The sequence below is a fragment of the Collinsella aerofaciens genome (genome assembly GCF_039752775.1).
Lineage (GTDB): Bacteria > Actinomycetota > Coriobacteriia > Coriobacteriales > Coriobacteriaceae > Collinsella > Collinsella aerofaciens_R.
This window is the reverse complement of the sequence record NZ_JBDMGT010000064.1, coordinates 1-1,675: the sequence shown is the minus strand read 5'-3', so window position 1 is coordinate 1,675 and position 1,675 is coordinate 1. Positions and strand designations below refer to the sequence as shown.

The following is a 1,675-nucleotide window of genomic DNA, read 5'->3' as shown; positions in this document are numbered from 1 at the left end:
GGCGACAGAACGGGAAGGCATAAAGCCGTCCCCCGTTCTTCAAGTCGCCATATATAATAAAATAAAATAAAAAAAAATATACGCTATGTAAATACATTTAATATCTACAAAACGTATATCTATATAAATCTTTTTTTGCCAACTTTTTCAAAGGCTACGCTTCGCTATGTCTGCGACGCCACCTTAAATAAATTTCCGCATACCGAATGCTCGGTAATCCACTTTCTAATTTTACCATAATTTACTGGAACATAGAAATAGGGAAAAAATAATTTAGCACTAAAACGGAATTTGGTCATCTTCAATAAGTTCTGAATTTTCTTCAAGATCTGAACGAAACTGTATATCACAAGTAGGAACTCCAAAATCCTCGCTTATATCCTCGATTAATAATTCTTCTTCTAAGCTCTCACTTAATAAGTCCCTATTAGGATTAGGAATGCGTACCGCCTTACTATATTCATTAACTCCCTTATACCATTTTCTTATAAATATATCTTCCATAGTAACAGTTAAATGATATTTACATCTTCTTTTAAGTTGAACACAACTTTCTTCTTCATCTTTAAAAACATTATTAAAAAAAGTATCTATATCCAAAGTAGTAGTTATTATTATTAATTTACACTCTAAAACCTTATTCTTATATCTACTCTTTACAGTACTTGAAGTATTATTATCTAACATCTTTAATAAATCACTTAAACCCATACATGATGGTCTTAAGTCATCTAAGATTATACAATCCTGCCCTTGATAACTATCCAATACATCATTACTACCACTACTTATATATACTGAATATCCTTTTTCTTTTGCTAATTGCTTCGCATATGTTGTTTTACCTGTTCCACTTCTTCCAGTAATAAAATAGCAATCCATCTTTCTCTCCACCTTCTGCATTAATTTATTTACTCTAAATTTAAAAGCATTATCTATATTCTTTTTATATTTATCATATTCAATAACTGTCAAATAATCATGTATATTATACTCTCTTATTATTCCTGCATCTATTAAATTTAAAATTTCTTCTTTTCTCTCATCTTTCTTTCTTCCCTTAGTTACTGTTCGCTCTGTTTTCCAATCAAAATTGCTTACAACTTCTTCATCTGAATACTGATATTTCTCTTGTCTATTTCTATGTGTAGCGTAATTTAAAGCATCACTCCAATTACCTTTTATTTTACTGACATATTGTTCTGGAACATTAAACCATTGAGCTATATATTTACTATCATAGCTATTTGTCAGCCTACAATAAATATGATAATGAGAAGCTTTTAAATTACCCTCACTATCTGTATCTTTATCATGCAATATATAAAGCCAATCTTTTATACCTTTTTTATTTTCCAAAGCACCTTTGACTATATCCATATTTAAATATTCTTCTTGTTGTACTATCTCAAATAATTTCATCCTCATTTTATCTTTACACCCACTTTTTACTTATAAATCAACTTTTAAACATCAGTTAACCTTGTCGTCATCAATAATACACCCATACACCCATATTGTCAAGCCGATAGACAAGCCCTATATCGGCTTAAAATCAATCGTTACACCTATACACCCATAAATAATATATATTATAAGGCGACAGAACGGGAAGGCATAAAGCCGTCCCCCGTTCTTCAAGTCGCCATATATAATAAAATAAAATAAAAAAAAA

At 29.8% G+C, this 1,675-nt stretch carries 1 protein-coding gene; it reads right to left on the bottom strand.

Going from position 1 to position 1,675, the window contains the following annotated elements:
• Positions 1-279 precede the first annotated feature (279 nt).
• The gene (locus ABHR63_RS09945) at positions 280-1,422 is read right to left on the bottom strand and encodes a Rep family protein (protein WP_346966003.1); all 1,143 of its coding nucleotides are present in this window, start codon (positions 1,420-1,422) and stop codon (positions 280-282) included.
• Positions 1,423-1,675: the final 253 nt, after the last annotated feature.

Bases quoted from the DNA above. Each gene is read 5' to 3' on its own strand.
- ABHR63_RS09945 (WP_346966003.1), bottom strand. From the start codon at position 1,422: ATGAAATTATTTGAGATAGTACAACAAGAAGAATATTTAAATATGGAT.